The organism is Kribbella sp. CA-247076, assembly GCF_050942445.1.
Lineage (GTDB): Bacteria > Actinomycetota > Actinomycetes > Propionibacteriales > Kribbellaceae > Kribbella.
Genome location: NZ_CP192051.1, coordinates 3,433,710 through 3,451,921, shown reverse-complemented (window position 1 = coordinate 3,451,921; position 18,212 = coordinate 3,433,710). Strand labels below are relative to the sequence as shown.

Annotated in this window: 19 protein-coding genes; 4 read left to right on the top strand and 15 right to left on the bottom strand. The window is 69.4% G+C overall.

The features are described 5' to 3' along the window. Window position 1 precedes the first annotated feature (1 nt). Window positions 2-535 carry a GNAT family N-acetyltransferase gene (locus ACQPYZ_RS16305; protein WP_433169015.1) on the top strand — a complete coding sequence of 178 codons (534 nt, stop codon included), beginning with the start codon at window positions 2-4 and terminating at the stop codon, window positions 533-535. Here the strand turns inward: ACQPYZ_RS16305 and ACQPYZ_RS16300 are convergent, their stop codons facing one another. Genes ACQPYZ_RS16300 through cobT form a run of 4 tightly spaced genes read right to left on the bottom strand, consistent with a single transcriptional unit; the run spans window position 536 to window position 4,277 of the window. Beyond that, window positions 536-1,090 (bottom strand): phosphotransferase-like protein, encoded by a 555-nt coding sequence (locus ACQPYZ_RS16300; RefSeq protein ID WP_433169013.1) that lies wholly within the window; start codon window positions 1,088-1,090, stop codon window positions 536-538. Between the two features lie 30 nt (window positions 1,091-1,120). After that, complete coding sequence (locus ACQPYZ_RS16295) at window positions 1,121-1,930, bottom strand: TrmH family RNA methyltransferase (RefSeq protein WP_433169011.1); 810 nt, start codon at window positions 1,928-1,930, stop codon at window positions 1,121-1,123. Further along, window positions 1,927-3,240: a uroporphyrinogen-III C-methyltransferase gene (gene cobA / locus ACQPYZ_RS16290; protein ID WP_433169010.1), complete on the bottom strand. Its 1,314-nt coding sequence runs from the start codon at window positions 3,238-3,240 to the stop codon at window positions 1,927-1,929. The genes ACQPYZ_RS16295 and cobA overlap by 4 nt, the downstream gene beginning before the upstream one ends. After that, window positions 3,237-4,277, bottom strand: a complete 1,041-nt coding sequence (gene cobT, locus ACQPYZ_RS16285) for a nicotinate-nucleotide--dimethylbenzimidazole phosphoribosyltransferase (RefSeq protein WP_433169008.1) — start codon at window positions 4,275-4,277, stop codon at window positions 3,237-3,239. Before cobT ends, cobA begins: the two co-directional genes overlap by 4 nt. Before the next feature lie 127 nt (window positions 4,278-4,404). Here cobT and ACQPYZ_RS16280 point away from each other — a divergent pair, with 127 nt between their 5' ends. Then, the gene (locus ACQPYZ_RS16280) at window positions 4,405-4,935 is read left to right on the top strand and encodes a YbhB/YbcL family Raf kinase inhibitor-like protein (RefSeq protein ID WP_433169006.1); all 531 of its coding nucleotides are present in this window, start codon (window positions 4,405-4,407) and stop codon (window positions 4,933-4,935) included. A gap of 76 nt (window positions 4,936-5,011) precedes the next feature. Here the strand turns inward: ACQPYZ_RS16280 and ACQPYZ_RS16275 are convergent, their stop codons facing one another. Beyond that, on the bottom strand, window positions 5,012-5,851 hold the full coding sequence (locus ACQPYZ_RS16275) for a DUF1028 domain-containing protein (RefSeq protein WP_433169004.1): 840 nt from the start codon (window positions 5,849-5,851) through the stop codon (window positions 5,012-5,014). A gap of 85 nt (window positions 5,852-5,936) precedes the next feature. Between ACQPYZ_RS16275 and ACQPYZ_RS16270 the strand changes: the two genes are divergently transcribed. Further along, window positions 5,937-6,392 (top strand): YybH family protein, encoded by a 456-nt coding sequence (locus tag ACQPYZ_RS16270; protein WP_433169002.1) that lies wholly within the window; start codon window positions 5,937-5,939, stop codon window positions 6,390-6,392. Window positions 6,393-6,716: 324 nt separating this feature from the next. Here the strand turns inward: ACQPYZ_RS16270 and ACQPYZ_RS16265 are convergent, their stop codons facing one another. The 5 genes from ACQPYZ_RS16265 to ACQPYZ_RS16245 form a co-directional block, all read right to left on the bottom strand. Next, window positions 6,717-7,601 (bottom strand): carbohydrate ABC transporter permease, encoded by an 885-nt coding sequence (locus tag ACQPYZ_RS16265; protein WP_433169000.1) that lies wholly within the window; start codon window positions 7,599-7,601, stop codon window positions 6,717-6,719. Beyond that, the gene (locus tag ACQPYZ_RS16260) at window positions 7,601-8,560 is read right to left on the bottom strand and encodes a carbohydrate ABC transporter permease (RefSeq protein ID WP_433168999.1); all 960 of its coding nucleotides are present in this window, start codon (window positions 8,558-8,560) and stop codon (window positions 7,601-7,603) included. The genes ACQPYZ_RS16265 and ACQPYZ_RS16260 overlap by 1 nt, the downstream gene beginning before the upstream one ends. Then, a complete protein-coding gene (locus ACQPYZ_RS16255) occupies window positions 8,557-9,843 on the bottom strand; it encodes an ABC transporter substrate-binding protein (protein WP_433168997.1) in 1,287 nt (428 codons plus the stop codon). Before ACQPYZ_RS16255 ends, ACQPYZ_RS16260 begins: the two co-directional genes overlap by 4 nt. 308 nt (window positions 9,844-10,151) lie before the next feature. Then, window positions 10,152-12,287, bottom strand: coding sequence for a 3-hydroxyacyl-CoA dehydrogenase NAD-binding domain-containing protein (locus ACQPYZ_RS16250; RefSeq protein WP_433168995.1), 2,136 nt, complete (start codon window positions 12,285-12,287; stop codon window positions 10,152-10,154). Then, entirely contained in the window at window positions 12,284-13,504 is a 1,221-nt protein-coding gene (locus tag ACQPYZ_RS16245; protein ID WP_433168993.1) for an acetyl-CoA C-acetyltransferase, read from the bottom strand. The genes ACQPYZ_RS16250 and ACQPYZ_RS16245 overlap by 4 nt, the downstream gene beginning before the upstream one ends. A gap of 62 nt (window positions 13,505-13,566) precedes the next feature. Between ACQPYZ_RS16245 and ACQPYZ_RS16240 the strand changes: the two genes are divergently transcribed. Then, window positions 13,567-14,301, top strand: a complete 735-nt coding sequence (locus ACQPYZ_RS16240) for a MerR family transcriptional regulator (RefSeq protein ID WP_433168991.1) — start codon at window positions 13,567-13,569, stop codon at window positions 14,299-14,301. Here the strand turns inward: ACQPYZ_RS16240 and ACQPYZ_RS16235 are convergent, their stop codons facing one another. From ACQPYZ_RS16235 to ACQPYZ_RS16215, 5 genes are read right to left on the bottom strand one after another with little or no spacing between them, the layout of a single operon-like run. Beyond that, entirely contained in the window at window positions 14,302-14,574 is a 273-nt protein-coding gene (locus ACQPYZ_RS16235; RefSeq protein ID WP_433168989.1) for a DUF6510 family protein, read from the bottom strand. It abuts the gene before it with no gap. Between the two features lie 2 nt (window positions 14,575-14,576). Further along, window positions 14,577-15,323, bottom strand: coding sequence for a ferredoxin reductase (locus ACQPYZ_RS16230; RefSeq protein WP_433168988.1), 747 nt, complete (start codon window positions 15,321-15,323; stop codon window positions 14,577-14,579). After that, window positions 15,293-15,889 carry a sulfite oxidase-like oxidoreductase gene (locus ACQPYZ_RS16225; protein WP_433168987.1) on the bottom strand — a complete coding sequence of 199 codons (597 nt, stop codon included), beginning with the start codon at window positions 15,887-15,889 and terminating at the stop codon, window positions 15,293-15,295. Before ACQPYZ_RS16225 ends, ACQPYZ_RS16230 begins: the two co-directional genes overlap by 31 nt. A gap of 43 nt (window positions 15,890-15,932) precedes the next feature. Beyond that, window positions 15,933-17,075 (bottom strand): acyl-CoA dehydrogenase family protein, encoded by a 1,143-nt coding sequence (locus ACQPYZ_RS16220; protein WP_433168985.1) that lies wholly within the window; start codon window positions 17,073-17,075, stop codon window positions 15,933-15,935. Further along, a complete protein-coding gene (locus ACQPYZ_RS16215) occupies window positions 17,065-18,210 on the bottom strand; it encodes a CaiB/BaiF CoA transferase family protein (RefSeq protein WP_433168983.1) in 1,146 nt (381 codons plus the stop codon). Before ACQPYZ_RS16215 ends, ACQPYZ_RS16220 begins: the two co-directional genes overlap by 11 nt. Window positions 18,211-18,212: the final 2 nt, after the last annotated feature.

Sequence of the window (18,212 nt, the reverse complement as noted above, 5' to 3'; positions counted from 1 at the left end):
GATGCCCGCGTGGGTTCGGCTCCGCCTCGACCTGACTACCTTCGACCCGGCGCCGTACCGTGAGTACGCCGAGCGCGCCCGCACCGACGGCATCACGTTCACCAGCCTCGCGGCTCTCGGCGACACGGCCGAGCACCGGCACCGGCTCTACCAGCTGAACAAGACCTGCTCGGCCGACATCCCGGAACGCGGCGAGTTCTTCACCTACGACGAGTACGTCGCCACTCGTCTCGACGTACCCGCGTTCCGGGCCGACGGCGTACTGCTCGCCCTCGACGGACCTGACTGGGTGGGGCTGAGCATGGTCTCGCTGCATCCCGGCGACGGCTGTGCTTTCAACGACATGACCGGCCTGCTGCGCGACTACCGCGGCCGCGGCCTGTCGCTGGCGCTCAAGCTGCTGGCGGTCGACTTCGCCCGCAGGTCGGGACTTCCGGTCCTGCGGACGATGCACCACCCGGCGAACGCGTCGGCGATCGCGATGAATCGCAGACTCGGCTTCGTCGACGACGATCCCGAGCGAGCCGGGATCTGACTACCAGCGAGCCTTCTCCAGGTCGGTCAGGATCGCCTCGACCGACTCCTCCGGGGTCAGGTCGGTCGTGTCCAGCCAGAGGCCTCGACGTGGCGTGTTGTCGACGTACGTCCGGAAGGCCCGGACGGCGTCGATCAAGCCGTCGGTCGAGCCTTGCCAGTCGCGGTAGGCGTTGTTGCCGCCGCGCTTCAGCTCGCGCTCGACCACCGACTCGACCGACGGCGTGAGCATCACCAGATACGGCTCGACGTCGTGCAGGCGGTCGAACCAGCGCTCGACGTCGTCCTCGAAGATGTTGTCACTGCAGACGAAATCGAAGCCGGCGTCGGCGTAGTGCTGGGCGATCAGCGCGGACGCGTCGTACCGCAGCTGCAGCTGGCGCACCGCCTCGGCCGACGGATCGGGTGTCATGTCTTCGCCACCGGCGACGACGCCGTGGTAGAAGACGTCGCCGTCGAGGGTGGCTGCGGGCGGACCCAGGCGCTTGGCCAGCAGCGGCGCGATCGTCGACTTCCCCGCGGCCTGCATCCCGGTGACGAGAACTACTTTCGGCATGCGCCCATTACATCACCCGCGTCCAGCGGTTTACCGGCGCGTTGCGTAGAAGGCGACCGCGGCCGAGGACGCGACGTTGAGAGAGTCGACGCCGCCGGCCATCGGGATGCGGACGGTCAGGTCGGCGCGGTCGAGCACGTGCGGCTTCAGGCCGTGCCCTTCGGTGCCGAAGATCAGCGCGAGCCGTTCGTCCTGGCGGGCGGTGAGCTCGTCCAGCGTGATCGAGTCGTCGGTCAGCGCGAACGCGGCCGCGACGAAGCCTTGCTGCTGCAGCGTGTCGAGCTCGCCCGGCCAGGACGTCAGCCGCGTCCACGGCACCTGGAAGACGGTCCCCATCGACACCTTGATCGAGCGCCGGTACAGCGGGTCCGCACACGTCGGCGTCACCAGGACCAGGTCGACCCCCATCGCCGAGGCCGCGCGGAAGCCGGCGCCCACGTTGGTGTGGTCGACGATGTCGTCGAAGATCGCGATCCGCCGTACGTCGTGCTCGAGCAACTCGGTCAGCGGGACGCTCGGCTGCCGCTTGTACGACGCCAGCGCGCCGCGGTGCACGTGGAAGCCGGTGACCTGCTCAGCCAGCTCCTCCGAGACGACGTACACGGGTGCGTCGGGCCATTTCGCGAGCACGTCGTCCAGCGACTCCAGCCAGCGCGGCGCCAGCAGGAACGACCGCGGCTCGTACCCGGCATCCGCGGCCCGCCGGATCACCTTGTCGCCCTCGGCGATGAACAGCCCGTGCTCCTCCTCGAGCAACCGCCGCAGACTGACCTCCCGCAACCGCACATAGTCCGCCAACCGCCCATCAGCCGGATCCTCCACCCGCACCAACGGACTCATCCCACGCCCCGCCCCCCAGCCCGCGCCTCCGCCCCCGCCGCGCCCGCCCCCGGCTCCACGGCGCCCGCCCTCGACTCCGCGGTAGCAGCTGCTCGAGCACTGACCTTGCCCTGCTCGGCCACCTCCACCACGTTGCCGATGACAACGATCGCCGGGGCACCGACGCCGGCCTGCTTCATCGCGGCAGCGATGCCGGCCAGGTCCGAGCTCACCATGCGCTGCCCCGGAAGGGTGCCGTCGGCAATGGCCGCGGCGGGCGTGGACGCGGGCCGACCACCGGCGATCAGCCGCTCGGTGATGGCCGGCAGGTTCTCGACCGCCATCAGCAGCACCAGCGTCCCGGACAGCTGCGCGAGCGCGTCCCAGTTGATCAACGAATCCGGATGCGACGGCGGAATGTGCCCGGACACCACCGTGAACTCATGCGTCACCCCGCGATGCGTCACCGGGATCCCGGACACCGCCGGCACCGAGATCGAGCTGGTGATCCCCGGCACGACCGTCCACGGTACGCCGGCCTCCGCGCACGCCAACGCCTCCTCGAACCCCCGCCCGAACACGTACGGGTCGCCGCCTTTCAGCCGGACGACGACCTTCCCCTGACGGCCGCGGTCGACCAGGATCCGGTTGATCTCGTCCTGCTGAGCGGCCCGCCCCCGCGGCAACTTCGCCGCGTCGAACAGCTCCACGTCAGGGTGCAACTCGTCCAGCAATGGCTGCGGCGCGAGCCGGTCCGCCACCACCACATCGGCCTCGGCGAGCAACCGACGCCCGCGCACGGTGATCAGATCCGGGTCACCCGGCCCTCCACCGACCAGATACACCCCTGGCCTCTTGTCGACCTCCCGCGCAGCCAGCGCGCCGGTCCGCAACTCCTCCAGGATCGCGTCCCGGACGGCCGCCGACCGCCGGTGGTCCCCACCACCGAGTACGCCGATGGTCACGTTGTCGTGCTGCCCCGACGCCGGTGTCCAGGCCGTCGCCCGGGACCGATCGTCGGACCGGACGCAGAACACCCGGCGCTCCTCGGCCTCCTGCGACACCTGGTCGTTCACCACGGGATCGTCGGTGGCCACGACGACGTACCAGGCGCCGTCGAGGTCGCCGTACCGGTAGCCCCGCTCGACCCAGGTGAGGGTCGGGTGGCTGAGCAAGCCCTCGATGGTCGGGGTGATCGTCGGCGAGATCAGGTCGATCCGCGCGCCGGACTCGAGCAGCCGCGGCAACCGCCGCTGGGCGACGCCGCCGCCCCCGACGACGACCACCCGGCGGCCCTCGAGCACCAGGCCGGACAGATATTGACTCGTCACGAGCTGATCCCGGCGGCCTCGAAAGTCGCCATCTCGCCGAGCGCACGGACCGCGCAGGTCAGGATCGGGTACGCGAGCACGGCGCCCGTCCCCTCCCCCAACCGCAGGTCCAGATCGACCAGTGGCTGCAGCCCGAGCGTCTTCAGCGCGATCGCATGCCCCGGCTCGGCCGAACGGTGCCCGGCCACGCAGTAGTCGATCGCGGCCGGCGCGAACGCCTGCGCGACCAGCGCGGCCGCGCCCGCGATCACCCCGTCGAGGACGACCGGCACCTTGTTGGCCGCGGCTCCCAGGATGTACCCGGCCAGGGCCGCGTGCTCGAGGCCGCCGTACGCCTGCAGAGCCTTCAACGGCTCCGTCGCCGGTACGTCGTGCCGCGCGAGCGCACCCGTGATCACGCTGATCTTGTGGGCCAGCGTGGCGTCGTCGATGCCCGTCCCCCGGCCGGTCACCTCGTCAGCGGTCGCGCCGGTGAACGTCGCGATCAGCGCGGCCGAGGCGGTCGTGTTCGCGATGCCCATGTCGCCGGTCAGCAGGCAGCGGTAGCCGTCCTTCACCAGCGTGTCGGCGAGATCGAACCCGACCGCGATCGCCGCCCTGGTCTCCTCGGCGGTGAGCGCAGGCTCGGTCGAGAGGTCGCGGGTGCCCGCGCGGACCTTGGCGTGCACGACGTCCAGCTCGTCCACGTCGCTCGCGACGCCGACGTCGACCACACGGACGTCGACGCGATTGTTGGCGGCGAACGCGTTCACCGCGGCGCCACCGGCCGCGAAGTTCGCCAGCATGGCGGCGGTCACCTCCTGCGGCCACGGCGACACGCCCTGCGCGTGCACCCCGTGGTCGGCGGCGAAGACGGTGACCACGGCCGGCGCCGGAACCGGCGGCGGGCACGCGCCGGTCATCCCGGCGACGCGGACCGACAGGTCCTCCAGCACACCGAGGGAACCGGCCGGTTTCGTCAATCCGAGCTGCCGCTCGGCGGCGGCGCGCATGGCCGCCTCGTCCGCCGGGCCGATCCGGGCCAGGAACTCCTCCACCGCAGGTCCTCCACTCGTCGTCTGGACCGATCTTCGCATCCCCGGGCCCGCGCCCCACGCCGGATGCTGGATCTGTGGACAGTAATGTCGGCATCACCACACGTCGCGAGATCCCGGAGGATCACAGATGTCCCTCGATCGGCCCGTCGCACCGGACCCGTACGAACTCCTCCCGAAGGCCGGCACCTTCACCCTCACCAGCACCGACGTCACCGACGGTGAGGCGCTGTCCGACGACCACGCCTTCGCCCTCGGCAACACCTCGCCGCAGCTCAGCTGGTCCGGGTTCCCCGCGGAGACCAAGGGCTTCGTGGTCACCTGCTTCGACCCGGACGCCCCGATCGTGTCCGGCTTCTGGCACTGGGTCCTGGTCAACCTCCCCGCCACCGTCACCTCGCTGGACACCGGCGCCGGCGCGACCCCACGCCTCGACAACGGCGCCTTCCACGTCCGCAACGACTTCGGCACCAAGGACTACGCCGGCGCCGCCCCGCCCGCCGGCGACCAGCGTCACCGCTACTACTTCGTCGTCCACGCCATCGACGTGGAGGCCCTGGACGTCGACGCGGACGCCACCCCGGCGGTCGTCGGCTTCAACCTCGCCTTCCACACCCTCGCCCGGGCCATCCTGACCCCGACGTACCAGCTCGCGGAGTAAACGACCTGTTCGGGGAGTCTCCCTCGGGCGGCTCCCCGGACCGTCTCGGGCAGGCTCAGGACGACCGGCTGCCGGTTCAGGACGCCTTGTCGGCGGCCTGGCGGCGGAGCTGTTCCAGGACCACCGGGTCGAGCTTGCCGGGGACGAGCCGCTCCTCGAAGTTCTCCGTACTCGCCCAGGCGTCGAGCGCAGCGGCCACCCCGCCCTGGTAACCGAGTGCTTCGAGACTGGCGCCGACCTCCGCGGCCAACGCGCCTTCCAACGGGAGCAGGCTCTCCGGCTCCGGCGTACCGAAGTACAACTCGTGCAGGTCGAGCAGACGGCTCAGCTCCTCGATCGGCGCCCGGTGATCGTCGACCCGCAGATCGATCGCGAGGTCGAGTACGCCGCCGTACGCCGCACCCGCCCGCCACACGCGGAGCGCCGCGCTCTGCCGCCCGCGGCGGTCACCACCTGCTTCGTCGCCGGCCGACAGCGCCGCCACCAGCCGCCGCTCGAACGGCTCACCGGGCTGCTCGCGCCACGCGTCAGCCATCGCGGCCACGACCTGTGGACCGGCCAGGATGTTGCCCTGGATCGCAAAGCCGTCTCCGGCCTGACCGCCTGCCCAGTCCATGCACAACGAACCCGTGAAGCTGGCGCCGCGCCCATCCGCGTCGACCACGCCGACCTGCCGGTGCTCGCGTTCCTCATCCGCGCCGGTCAGCTCCGCCACCACTTGGTCAGCGCCCACACCGTCACCGAGCAGTTCGAGGCCGTCAGGCCCGTACGAGAGATTCGCCATCGCCTGCGTGGCGACCGCACCGGCGCCGGCCCGCCCCCACGGCACGACCGCCCCCACCGCCAGGAACTTCGACGCGACCGCGATCCCCCACGAGCCGGAATCCCGATCGAACGCCACGATCGAAAACGTCACCGCATCCTCCAGCCAGCCGGACCGTCTCGGAGCACCAGCAGTGTAGGCGGCCTCACAGGCGGGCGGGCTGCGTCGTCGTACTGTCATGACATCTAGAAGCAAAGCCACGCCCTCGGCCGCGCTCGAGGCCGAGATCGGCGAGATCCTGGACCAGCGGGTCGACGCGTGCCGCGCCAAGGACATCGACCGGCTGATGTCGCTCTACTCCGACGACATCGTGTACTTCGACGTCATCGATCCACTGCAGTTCATCGGGCACGACGCCGTACGCCGCAACTTCCTCCGCTGGTTCGACGAGTACGACGGCCCGATCGGCCTGGAGACCAAGGACCAGACCGTAGCCGTCCACGGCGACGTCGCCTTCGTCCACATGCTCCACCTCGACAGCGGCACCCGCCGCAACGGCCTCGACCTGGCCGTCTGGGTCCACTCAACCGTCTGCCTCCGCCACATCGGCGGACGTTGGCAGATCACCCACGAACACATCTCCATCCCCCACAACCCCACCGACTGGAGCATCCTCGTCAACGCCCAACCCTGACCCACCGCCGATCCTGCCTGCCAGCGTGCCTCCCGCCGGGACCGTGAACACCTGGGAGTGGCCTTGCACAGGAAATTCCATGTCCCAGCCCACCACAGACTGTTCAAGGCCCCGACACACGAACGGCTTCCACAGTCGCCGACGCAGACCTCCCGTGCGCGCCGTTGGTGGGCCGGCGGGGAGCCTGGTGGACTCCCCGCCGGAGCTTTGTCACCGCCGCTCGAGCCTGGATCCAGCACTCACGCAGTCGTCCCGCGTCATCCACACCCCACCACGACTACCTGAACGGCGCCGACGGGGCAGCTGCCGTTGGAGGTGGGGTGGTCAGTCTTTGATGCCGGATTGGGTTACTCCTTGGATGAGGTAGCGCTGGAGGAAGAGGAAGATCAGGACCAGCGGGAGGATGGAGACGGCCGCGGCCATGAAGAGTTCGTGGATGTTGATGGTCTGCGCGGTGACGAACGTCGACATCGCCACCTGGACGGTCCACGAGTTGGAGTCCTGGCCGATCACCAGCGGCCACAGGAACGAGTTCCAGTTGCCGATGAACGTGATCGCCGCCAGCGCCGCGAAGAACGGCAGGGAGTTCGGTACGACGATCCGCCAGAAGACCCCGAAGTGCCCGGCACCGTCGACCCGCGCCGCCTCCTCCAGCTCCCGCGGGAAGTTGAGGAAGTACTGCCGGAACAGGAACGCCGCGAACCCACTGAACAAGGTGGGGATGATGAGACCACGCAACGAGCTGACCCATCCGAGCGACGAGACCACGATGAACGACGGGATGAAGGTCACCGCTCCCGGGATCATCAGCGTCGCGACGATCGAGTAGAACACCTTGTCCGCGTGACGGTACGGGATCCGGGCCAGCCCGTAGCCCGCCATCGATGCGAGCAGCAACTGTCCCGCCGTACCCAGGATCCCGACCACCGCCGAGTTGTACAGCGAGCGCGCCATCGGCACCTGGGTGTCGTTGAAGAGTTCGCTGACGTTCCCCCACTGCAGGTCGCTCGGGAACAGCGTCCAGTCGGGCGCGGTGATGTCGGCCTCGGTCGACAGCGCGTTGCGCAGGATCAGGTAGAACGGCAGCAGGAACAGCACCACCGCGACGAACAGCGCGATCCACCGCAGCACCATGCCGATCCGGCCGGCCGTGCTGCGGGTGAAGCCGATCGGTTGCGGTGTTCCCGTCGTACGCTCGGAGACGGCCATCAGTCACCCGCCTTCCCGAATCCGAAGATCCTGCTCTGCAGCAACGTGACGATCATGATGATCACCGCCAGGATGAGCGCGCCGGCCGAGCCGTGCCCGAGGTCCTGGATCGAACCGAGCGAGATCCCGTACAGATAGACCAGCGGCGGCCGCGCGAAGCTCGCGTTGCCGATCAGGTTGTAGAACTCGTCGAACGCCTGGTACGCCGCGATCAGGTTCAGGATCAGTACGGCGACCGACGTCGCGCGCAACTGTGGCAGCGTGATGTAGCGGAACACCTGCCAGCCGGGTTTCGCCCCGTCGACGTACGCCGCCTCGTAGAGCGTCGGCGAGATCCGCTGGAGCCCGGCGATGAACAGGATCATGTAGAACCCGAGCTGCAGCCACAGCCGGACGGTGATGATCGGCAGCCAGTACCACGGCGGGTCGATCGTGGACAGCCAGGCGATGTTCTCGATCCCGAACCAGCCGAGCACCGTGTTGGCCAGGCCGAACCGGACGCCGTTGAAGATCGACAGCCGCCAGATCAGCGACGCGACCACGTACGAGCAGGCCGTCGGCAGGAAGAACACCGACCGGAAGAACGCCCGGGCGATCTTCACCTGGTTGACCAGCAGCGCGAGCGCGAGCGATAGCGCGAACGTCAGCGGCACGATGAACACCGCGAAGATCGTGAACGTGCCCAGGCTGGACAGGAAGGCCTGGTCGGTCAGCATGTCGACGTAGTTCTGCAACCCGACGAACTTCGACGGCGTGACCGTGTTGTAGGCCTCGAAGAAGCTGAGGACCAGGCTCCAGACGATCGGCAGGTACGAGAAGACCAGCAGACCGATGACGAACGGCCCGACGAAGATCCAGAACCACCGGGTGTTGCCCGCGATCCCCTGCTTCCGCCGGGCACCCCGCCGCTCACCAGACGCGGCGGGGGCAGCCGGCTTCGTGGGAGCGGTGCTGGTCATCCGAACAGCCGCTGGAGCTCGGTGTTGACGGTCTTCTCGGCCTTGCTGATCTCCGCGGCGGGGTCGGCCCCCTTCCGGATGATGTTGGTGAGCATGTCACCGAAGGCCGTGCCCATCTTCGGGGTCCAGGCCGGGTTGTCGGTGTGGCCGAAGTCCGCGGTCAGCTTGACCGTCTCGGCCGCGACGCCGCTCTGCAGCTTGCCCGCCTTGGCGGCGAGGCTCTTGCGCGGCGGGATGTGGAAGCCGTAGTTCAGCGACCAGTCCTCCTGGAACTCCGCCTGGTCGATCCACAGCCACTTGACGAACTTCTTCGCCGCGTCGACGTTCGCGCTCTTGGAGGACACGAACTGCGTCCAGCCGCCGGAGTACACCGCCTGCTGGCCCTGCGCGTCCAGCTTCGGGAACGGGATCACGCCGAGGTCGTCGCCGAGCACCTTCTGCATCCCGGGCACCGCCCACATGCCGATCCACTGCATCGCGCACAGGCCCTGGTTGATCGCTCCCGGGTCGGTCCAGTCGGTCGGCGCGCCGAGCAGGATGCTCTTGCTCGCGTACAGCTCGTGCAGCTTGCCGAACGCCTGGGCCGCGCGGTCGTTGGTGAAGCCCGGCTTGTTGTCGTCGGTCAGGTACTGGCCGCCGGACGACCAGAGCGCCGGCCCGCCCATCGCGAGGCCGCCGTCGTTGCCGACGAACATGCCCTTGACCTTGTCCGTGGTGAGTTCCTTGGCCGCGGCGATCAGGTCGTCGATCGTCTCCGGCGGCTTGATGCCGGCCTTGTCCAGCAGGCTCTTGCGGTAGTAGATCACCTGTGGGTCGACGATCATCCGGATGCCGTAGATCTTGCCGTCGACGGTGTTCGTGGCCAGGTCGCCCGGCTGGAAGTCGTCTTTCACGTCGGCCATGATGTCGTCCAGGGCCACCACCTGGTTGCCCTTGACCATGCCGATGTTCAGCTGGCTCTCGAAGACGTCCGGTCCCTTGTTGGACAGCAGGCCGGACGACAGCTTGCTGCCGTAGTCACCCGGGGTCCACTGCACGGCGACGTTCGCGTCGGTGTACGCCTTGGCGTACTTCAGAGCCGCTTCCTTGGTGCCGGCCTCGCCGTACTGGTGGTACCACTGCGACAGGGTGGCCTTGGCGCCGCCGCCGTCGCCACCGCCGCCGGAGGGCCGGCCGGTGTTGCCGCCGCACGCGGCGGTGAACGCCGCCAGCGCGGCCAGGCCGCCGGTCCGCTTGAGCAGATCCCGCCGGGTCAGACCGGCGTTCGGAACATGAGCAGGCATAACTTCCACCTTCCCGGGAACGACGCCGCAGGGGTACGACGCCGATGGTTCCGAGTTACTTAACGACGTTAAGCATCTCCGATTTCGCACACGCTACAACTCGGCCGAACCTCGCGACAGCCTTCGGCAGATGACGTTTCGAGCACGAGGATGCCGTACTCGTCGAGCCCCAAAGCCTCCGGCGGTCAGGTGAATCGTTGGAGAAGTGCCTAGCACCTTCGCTCAAAAGCGCGTCCGGCGCAAGACCGGACGCGCCGTTCCGTGTTCGAGTATGTGGATTGTTGCTCGGGTCGAGACCGGTCCGTGATTCAGTCGAAGATCTCGCCGGCTTCCGCCTTCCGGATCAGCAACGCCGGCGGCTCGAACCGCTCGCCGTACGACGCCGCCAGCTCACGGGCCTTGGTGACGAAGGCCGGCAGCCCGCAGGCGTTGACGTACTGCAGCGCGCCACCGTGCAGCGGCGGGAACCCGATCCCGAAGATCGAGCCGATGTTGGCGTCGGCGACGGAGCGTAGGACTCCCTCGTCCAGGCACTTGATCGTCTCGAGCGACATCGCGAACGTCATCCGTTCCTGGAGGTCGACCAGCGGAATGTCCGCACCCTGCGAGAAGTGCTCGCGCAGCCCCGGCCACAGACGCTTCGGCCCGTCCGCCGGGTAGTCGTAGAACCCCGCGCCGGCCGCCTTGCCCCGGCGGTCGAACTCGTTCACCAGCCGATCCGTGACCGCCATCCCCGGGTGGTCGTGGAACGCGCCGGCGTTGTCCCCCGCGGCCAGCGCCGCGTCGCGGATCTTCTGCGGCAGCGTCAGCGTGACCTCGTCGAGCATCGCCAACGGCGGCGCCGGGAACCCCATCTGGGTGGCCGCCCGCTCGATCGTCACCGGGTCCACGCCCTCGGCAACCATGGCCGCGCCCTCCATCACCAGGGTGCCGAACACCCGGGAGGTGAAGAAGCCACGGCTGTCGTTGACCACGATCGGAGTCTTCTTGAGTTGCCGGACGACGTCGTAGGCCTTCGCGATCGTCCCGTCCGCGGTCTGCTCCCCCACGATCAGCTCGACCAGCGGCATCCGGTCGACCGGCGAGAAGAAGTGCATGCCGATGAAGTCGGCCGGCCGGTCGACGCCGTCGGCGAGTGAGGTGATCGGCAGGGTCGACGTGTTCGAGCAGAGCAGCGCGTCCGGCTCGACCACGCCGGCGATCTCGGCGAAGACCTTCTGCTTGAGCTCCTCGCTCTCGAACACCGCCTCGATCACCAGGTCGCAGCCGGCCAGGTCGTTCGGGTCCGCGGTCGGCGTGATCCGGCCGAGGAACTCCTCGACCTCGGCCGCCGTCTTCCGGCCCTTCCGTACCTGCTTGGCCAGCAGCGTCTCGGAGTACGCCTTCCCACGCTCGGCCGCCTCGAGCGAGACGTCCTTCAGCACGACATTGATGCCCACCTTCGCGCACACGTAGGCGATCCCGGCGCCCATCATGCCCGCGCCGAGCACCCCGACTTTGCGCATCCGGTACGTCGGTACGCCGCTCGGCCGCGAGGCGCCGGCGTTGATCGCCTGCAGGTCGAAGAAGAACGCCTGGATCATGTTCTTCGCGATCTGCCCGGTCGCGAGCGAGACGAAGTACCGCGACTCGATCCGGGACGCGGTGTCGAAGTCGACCTGGCTGCCCTCGACCGCGGCACTCATGATCGCCCGCGGCGCCGGGTACGGCGCGCCCTTGAGCTGCTTGCGCAGGTTCGCCGGGAAGGCCGGCAGGAACGCGGCCAGCTTCGACGAGGACGGCGTACCGCCGGGGATCTTGTAGCCGTCGCGGTCCCACGGCTGCTTCGCGTCGCCGTCGTACGCCGCGATCCACCGGTACGCCGCCTCGATCAGCTCGCCGGCCGGGACGACCTCGTCGACGATGCCCACCTCCAGCGCCTGGGCGGGCTTCATCCGCTGACCTTGCAGCAGGACCTTCATCAGGGCGTCCTGCAGACCGAGCATCCGGACCGTCCGGGTGACGCCACCGCCGCCCGGCAGCAGGCCGAGGGTGACCTCGGGGACACCGAGCTCGATCCGGTTGTCGTCGGCAACGATTCGGTGATGGCAGGCGAGCGCGATCTCCAGTCCGCCGCCGAGCGCCGATCCGTTGATCGCGGCGACGACCGGGACGCCCAGGGTCTCCAGGACGCGGAGCTGCCGCTTGACCTCCTCGATCGTCGCGAACACCTCGGCCGCGTCGGACGGCTGGATCTTCGCCAGCAGCTGCAGGTTGCCACCCGCGAAGAACGTCGGCTTGGCGCTCGTGATCACGACGCCCTTCAGGCCGGACTTCTCCGCCTGCAGGCGTTCGATCGTCGACCCCATCGCGGCGACGTACGCCTCGTTCATCGTGTTCGCCGACGCGTCCGGGTCGTCGATGGTCAGCGTGACGACGCCGTCGACGGTGTTCCAGGAGATCATGCCGCAAACCTCTCGATGATCGTCGCGACGCCCATCCCGCCGCCGACGCACAGGGTGGCCAGTCCGTACCGGAGCTCGCGCCGCTCCAGTTCGTCCAGCAGGGTTCCGATCAGCATGGCGCCGGTGGCCCCGAGGGGGTGGCCGAGCGCGATCGCGCCGCCGTTCACGTTCACCTTCTCGTGCGGTACGCCGAGGTCCTTCATGAAGTGCAGGACGGCGGCCGCGAACGCCTCGTTCATCTCGAACAGGTCGATGTCGTCCACCCCGAGCCCGGCCTTGGCCAGCGCCTTGCGGGCGGCCGGCGCCGGACCGGTGAGCATGATGGTCGGATCGGCGCCGCTGACCCCGGTCGCGACCACCCGGCCGCGCGGTGCCTGGCCGAGCGCCTCCCCCGCCTTCTCATTGCCGATGGCAACCAGCGCGGCGCCGTCGACGATGCCGGAGGAGTTGCCGGCGTGGTGGACGTGCTCGATCCGCTCGACCGTCAGGTACTTTTCCAGCGCGACCGCGTCGAAGCCGCCGTGCTCGCCGATCGCCGCGAACGACGGCGGCAGCCCGGCCAGGGTCTCGACCGTCGTGCCCGGACGGACCAGCTGGTCGTGGTCGAGGATGCGCAGGCCGTTGCGGTCGTCGACCGGGACGACCGAGCGAGCGAAGTACCCGTTGGCCCAGGCCTTGGCGGCGCGCGCGTGCGACTCGGCGGCGTACGCGTCGACGTCGGTGCGGGAGAAGCCGTCGAGGGTCGCGATCAGGTCCGCGCTGATGCCCTGCGGGACGAAGTTCGTCGCCATCGCGGTCTCCGGGTCCATCGCCCAGGCGCCGCCGTCGGAGGCCATCGGTACTCGCGACATCGACTCGACCCCGCCGGCCAGGATGAAGTCCTCCCACCCGGAACGGACTCGTTGAGCCGCTTGATTGACGGCCTCCAGGCCTGAGGCGCAGAAGCGGTTGAGCTGGACGCCGCCGGTCGTCTCGGGATAGCCGGCCGCCAGGACCGCCGTCCGGGCGATGTCCATGCCCTGGTCGCCGATCGGGGTGACGACGCCGAGGACGACGTCGTCGATGGTCGCCGGATCCAGGTCCGGATGCCGGGTGCGCAGTTCGTGCAGCAGGCCGGTGATCAGCTGGATCGGCTTGACCTCGTGCAGCGCACCGGTCGGTTTGCCCTTGCCTCTCGGCGTGCGGATCGCGTCGTACAGGAACGCTTCACTGGTCATGGTCTTGATTGTGACAGTTACGGTGTCACGATGGTCAAGGGCGGCTCGTTATGATCTCCGCCATGTCTGAAGTCGCGGGGGACGAAGCGACCCTGACAGTCGACGAACTGTCGACGCGGGTCGGTATGACGGTGCGCACGTTGCGGTTCTACGCCGGGCGCGGGCTGATCCCGCCGCCGATCCGGCGCGGCCGGGTCGGGTACTACGGTCCCGAGCACATCGCCCGCCTCGACCTGGTGCGCGAACTGCAGGCGCACGGGTTCACCCTGTCCGCGATCGAGGGGTACCTGGACCGGATCCCGCCCGACGCGACCCCGCAGGACATCGCCCTCCACCGGACCCTGCTGACCCCGTGGATGCGGGACCTGCCGGAGACCCTCGACCGGTCGGCCCTGGTACGCCGTACCGGCCGCGACCTCACCGACGACGACATCGAGATGCTGGTCGCGCTCGGCGTGGTCGAGCCGACGCCGGACGAGGACGTGTTCCAAGTGGCCACCGCCCACCTGAGCCTCGGTGTGGAACTGCTCGACCTGGACCTGCCGGTGGAGGCCGTGCTCGACGCCGGCCGGATCTTCACCGACCACGGCCGCGCGATCGCGGAGGAGCTCACCGAAGTGTTCCGCACCAAGGTCTGGCCGCACTACCGCGACTCGGGCGGCCCGCCGGAGCACATCCAGCAACTCGTCGAGCGCTTCAAGCCGGTGACCATCCAGGGCCTGGTCCTCGCCTACGAACGCGCCGTCGGCGAGACCCAGCGCGACACCATCCGCCGCACGCAGAGCAAGCGCCGCTGACTACTCGTTCGGGACCTTCAGGTAGGTCAGCCCGCGCATGTCGACGTACGTGTCTCTGGGTGTGGTGACTACGCGCATCATGACGTGGTCGCAGCCGGCGCAGCGGGCCACCATGCCGGGCGCGTCGACGTACAGGCGGGTGTCGGCGAAGGCGCCGGTCTGGCCGCAGCCGGCACACCGGGCGATCGCGGCCGTGATGTCCACGGCGAACAGCGCGCTCAGCGCGCCCGCGGCCGCGTTGCCGTCGAGATAGGTGGCTTCCGCTTCGGTCATCATTAGCCTCCGGTCGGTCCGAAACGTTCGGTTCGCACGCGCGCGGGGTCGTGCCCCGCAGCGACGAGCAGGTCGGCGACGGTCTCCACGAACGGCGTCGGCCCGCACACGTACGTCGTCGGCGCGTCCGCCGGCGTGAACGCGTGCTGCTCGATCACGTCCGCGTCGATCCGCCCGACCCGCGGCTCGCCCTCCGGCGCCTCCCGCGTGTACACCAGGCGTACGTCGACGTGGTCGGACGCGGCCAGCTCCTTCAGGTCGCTCACGAAGATCACCGAGGCCGGACGCCGGACGGAGTAGAGCAGGCGGACAGGCGCGGCACTGCCGGACGCACCGTGCGCGCGCAGGATCGCCATCAGCGGAGCGATCCCCGATCCCCCGCCGATCAGCTGGACCGGCCCTTCCTGCTCCGGCTTCCACACGAACCACCCGCCGACCGGCCCACGAACCTCGAACTGGTCGCCCGCCTTCACCACGTCGACCAGGTACGGCGAGACCTCGCCGTCGTCCACGAGCTCGACGGTCAGGTCGATCGTGTCACCGCGCCAGTCTGAGGACACCGAGTACGACCGGGAGGCCTGGTAGCCGTCCGGCGCGGTCAACCGGACGTCGAGGTGCTGACCGGGCAGGTGCCCGGCCCAGTCCGGTACGTCGAGAACCAGCGTCCGGGCGGACTCGGTCTCGCGCCGGACCTCGGTCACCGTGGCGACCTGCCAGCTCAGTCGCCGGCGTAGCGCTGTTCTTTCCATGGATCTCCGTACTCGTGGTAGCCGGCGGTCTCCCAGAAGCCCAGGTCCTCGGAGTCGGACAGCACCAGGCCGCGGACCCACTTGGCGCTCTTCCAGAAGTACAGGTGCGGCACGAGCAGCCGGGCCGGGCCGCCGTGCTCGGGGTCCACCGGCTCGCCGTCGTACTCGTAGGCGATCCAGGCCTGGCCGTCGAGCAGGTCCTCCATCGGCAGGTTGGTCGTGTAGCCGCCGTAGCTGTGCGCCATCGCGAAGTCCGCGGCGGTCTCGACGTCGGCCAGCAGGGTGTCGAGCGAGACACCCTTCCAGGTCGTCTCGAGCTTCGACCACCGGGTCACGCAGTGGATGTCCTTGGTGATCTCCTCGGCCGGCATCGCCATCAGGCCGGCCCAGTCCCACCGGTACTTCTCCCCCGCCTCGGTGGTGACCGTGAACTCCCAGTGCTCGGTCCGGATGTGCGGCGTCGGCCCGGCCGACAGGACCGGGAAGTCCTGGGTCAGGTACTGCCCCGGCGGCAGGTCCGCCCGGCTCCGCCGACGCCCACCGAAACCCTCCGACACGATCCCCATGGCGACCTCCCTGTGCACCTGAGGGAAGTCAACCACGACCGGCTCAGATTCCCATCGTCCGGCCGATGATTTCCTTCATGATTTCGGTGGTGCCGCCGTAGATGGTCTGGACGCGGGTGTCGAGGTACGCCTTCGCGATCGGATACTCGGTCATGAAGCCGTAGCCGCCGTACAACTGCAGGCAGCGGTCGACCACCTTCTTCTGCAGCTCGGTGGTCCACCACTTCGCCATCGCCGCCTCGGCGACGGTGAGCCGGCCGGCGTTCAGCTCGCGGATGCAGCGGTCGACGAAGACCCGGGCGATCTGGGTCTCGGTGGCGATCTCGGCGAGCACGAACCGGCTGTTCTGGAAGGAGCCGATCGGGCGGCCGAACGCCGTGCGCTCCTTCACGTACGCCAGGGTCGTGGAGAGCAGGTTCTCGCAGGCCGCGGCGGCGACCACGGCGATCGCCAGGCGTTCCTGCGGCAGCTTCTCCATCAGGTAGACGAAGCCTTTGCCCTCCTCGCCGAGCAGGTTGGCCACCGGCACCCGGACGTTGTCGAAGAACAGCTCCGCGGTGTCCTGCGCCTTCAGCCCGATCTTGTCCAGATTCCGCCCGCGCTCGAACCCTGGCATCCCGCGCTCGACCACCAGCAGCGAGATGCCCTGCGCACCGGCCTCCGGCTCGGTCTTCGCGACCACGATGACCAGGTCGGCCAGGATGCCGTTCGAGATGAACGTCTTCTGGCCGTTCAGCACGTAGAGGTCGCCCTCGCGCCGCGCCGTGGTCCGGATGCCCTGCAGGTCGCTGCCCGCGCCGGGCTCGGTCATCGCGATCGCGGTGATCGTCTCGCCGGAGCAGAAGCCGGGCAGCCAGCGCGCCTTCTGCTCGTCGGTCGCGTAGTCGAGCAGGTACGCCGAGTTGATGTCGGTGTGGATCGCGAATCCGACCCCGCTCGCGCGGGCCCGGGTCAGCTCCTCGATCACCACGGCGTTGAACCGGAAGTCGCGGGCTCCGCCACCGCCGTACTCCGCTGGCATCATGAAACCGAGCAGGCCCGCCTGGCCGGCCGCGGTCCAGACCTCGCGCGGGACGATGCCGGCCTCCTCCCAGGCATCGTGGTGCGGCACGATCTCCTTGTCGCAGAAGGCTCGCGCGGTCTCCCGGAAGGCGTCGTGATCGGCGTCGAAGAGCTCACGGTCCACGGGCGGGTTCCTCTCGGTCCTGGACGGCGGCGCCGCTGTCCAGCAGGTCGTCGATGTCGGTGATGCCCCAGTCGGCCAGGGCCTCGCGGGTGTGCTGGCCGGCCCGGGCAGGCGGTCGGTCGAGGCCGGTCGGTGTCCGGGAGAAGCGTGGGGCGGGAGCCGGCTGACGGACGCCGTCCCGGTCCACGAAGGTGCCCCGGGCAACGAGGTGGGGATGGTCAGCGGCGAGCGGGAGGACGGCGGTCACACAGGCGTCCGAGCCGTCGAACACGTCGGCCCAGTCCGCCTGGGTCCGCTGCAGGAACGTCTCCGTGAGCAGCTTTCGGAGTTCGGGCCAGTTGGCCGGATCGCTCCGATCGGGCGCGGTGACACCGAGCCGGTCGATCAGCTCGTCGTAGAACGGCTGCTCGATCGCACCGACCGCGACGTGCTTGCCGTCGGAGGTCTCGTACACGTCGTAGAACGGCGCGCCGGTGTCGAGCAGGTTCGTCCCGCGCTCCTGCGTCCACGAGCCGGCGGCGAGCGCGCCGAGCAACATCGTGGTCAGGTGCGCGGAACCGTCGACAATCGCCGCGTCGACAATCTGACCGCGACCACTCCGCCCGGCTTCGTGCAGCGCGGCCAGCACTCCGACCACGAGGTACAGCGAGCCACCGGCGAAATCGCCCAGCAGGTTGGCGGGCACCTGGGGCGGACCACCGGCCCGGCCGATCAGGTGCAGCGCACCGGACAGCGCGAGGTAGTCGATGTCGTGCCCGGCCGTCTGCGCGAGCGGACCGTCCTGCCCCCAGCCGGTCATCCGCCCGTACACGAGCTTCGGGTTGACCGCGTGCAGGTCGTCCGGCCCGAGCCCCAGCCGCTCGGCCACCCCGGGCCGGAACCCCTCGACCAGTACGTCGGCCTGCGCGACCACCCGGCGTACGACGTCGACCGCGGCCGGACTCTTCAGGTCGAGGGCCACGCTGCGGCGACCGCGGTTGACCAGGTCGAGCTCGGGCGGCCCGAAGGACAGGCCACCGCCGGGCCGGTCGATCCGGAGCACCTCGGCACCGAGCTCGGCCAGCAGCATGCACGCGAACGGCCCCGGCCCGATCCCGGCCAGCTCGACGACCTTGACGCCCTGCAGTGGACCCATGC